General features: G+C 41.7%; 1 protein-coding gene. It reads left to right on the top strand.

From position 1 onward, the window contains the following. Nucleotides 1-16 precede the first annotated feature (16 nt). Nucleotides 17-943 carry an IS1595 family transposase gene (locus EM932_RS20705; protein WP_135879109.1) on the top strand — a complete coding sequence of 309 codons (927 nt, stop codon included), beginning with the start codon at nucleotides 17-19 and terminating at the stop codon, nucleotides 941-943. The last annotated feature ends 10 nt before the right edge of the window (nucleotides 944-953 follow it).

The following is a 953-nucleotide window of genomic DNA, read 5'->3' as shown; positions in this document are numbered from 1 at the left end:
GGCGATTTCCTAGAATATGGCAAAAATTGGTTATATTATGATTATGGAACAACAATCAATACTTTCAATCACGCAACGTTTCGGTACTCAAGAAGCCTGTATAAGCTACCTTGAGTCGATTCGTTGGCCAGATGGTCCAGTCTGTACAAATTGTGGAAGCCATCATATTCACAACAGAAAAGACTCACATAGATATTTATGTAGGGACTGCAACCATTCATTCAGCGTCACAGTCGGTACAATTATGCATGCCTCAAAATTACCATTGCCCAAATGGTTTGCGGCAATATTTCTAATCGTCAACGCCAAAAAGGGAATTTCTTCATTACAGCTTTCACGTGATATCAATGTAAACAAGAATACTGCATGGTACATGCAAAAACGTATACGTAAGGCCATGTCCGGTTCTGATGGGTTGTTAAAGGGCATTGTCGAGGTAGATGAAAGTTATCTTGGTGGGAGTATGACCAACATGCGCAAGTCCTACAAAAAAGAGCTCGGTATCTATCCTGGTGGGATGGAACACAAAAAGCCTGTACTCGGAATGATGCAACGAAAAGGAAGTGTAAAGGTGATGGTGATTGACAAAGCGGATGCAAAGACCATAAGACCGCTTCTTGACAGGCACATAGATGCCAGCAGTGAGGTCGTTACAGATGGATTTGGGGCTTACAGGATGTTGCATAGGACACATGCCAAACACATTACCTTAAACCATTCAAAGAATATAATGACCGCGGGGAAATACAACACCTCCAGGTTGGATTCCTTCTGGACAACTATAAAAAGAGCCATCGTTGGCCAGTACCACCGCGTGAGCCCTGAACATTTACAGGGCTATTTAGATGAAATCGCTTTCAAGTTCAACAATAAGGGAAAGGATTTGTTCAACCTGCTTATCTGTAAAATAATTCAAGGAAGAAATGAAATTGCCACTTTATAGGAAATCGCCC

Source organism: Flavivirga rizhaonensis, from assembly GCF_004791695.1.
Lineage (GTDB): Bacteria > Bacteroidota > Bacteroidia > Flavobacteriales > Flavobacteriaceae > Flavivirga > Flavivirga rizhaonensis.
Note: the sequence above shows the minus strand (reverse complement) of the source record. Positions and strands in the feature narration are given on the sequence as shown.

Bases quoted from the DNA above. Each gene is read 5' to 3' on its own strand.
- EM932_RS20705 (WP_135879109.1), top strand. From the start codon at position 17: ATGGCAAAAATTGGTTATATTATGATTATGGAACAACAATCAATACTT.